Genomic DNA, 229 nt, shown 5'->3' with positions numbered 1-229 from the left:
GAATCCTCTTGAACATCATATTTGATCCTATTTCCCTGACAATGAGGGCAGGAAGGTGGAATAGCTCGTATTTCGATGTGGGATTGGAAGTGTAAAACAAAGAGAATTTTGATATTTTTATCTTTCAATCCGATTAAATCTGTGGTATTCTTAAGTAGTTCCATGTGAATCCTTTCTAATGTGGGTTTGATTGCTTTTCATTATAGGTCATATGGGACTTTTTTTCTAC

At 34.9% G+C, this 229-nt stretch carries 1 pseudogene; it reads right to left on the bottom strand.

What is annotated here, in order from left to right:
- Window positions 1-164 (bottom strand): annotated as a pseudogene (locus SORDD16_RS12140) (ISL3 family transposase); the annotation flags it as partial.
- Window positions 165-229: the final 65 nt, after the last annotated feature.

It is taken from the genome of Streptococcus oralis (assembly GCF_001578945.1).
In the GTDB taxonomy this organism is placed as follows: domain Bacteria; phylum Bacillota; class Bacilli; order Lactobacillales; family Streptococcaceae; genus Streptococcus; species Streptococcus oralis_Q.
The sequence above is the reverse complement of the archived record's forward strand: the minus strand, read 5'-3'. Positions and strand labels throughout refer to the sequence as shown.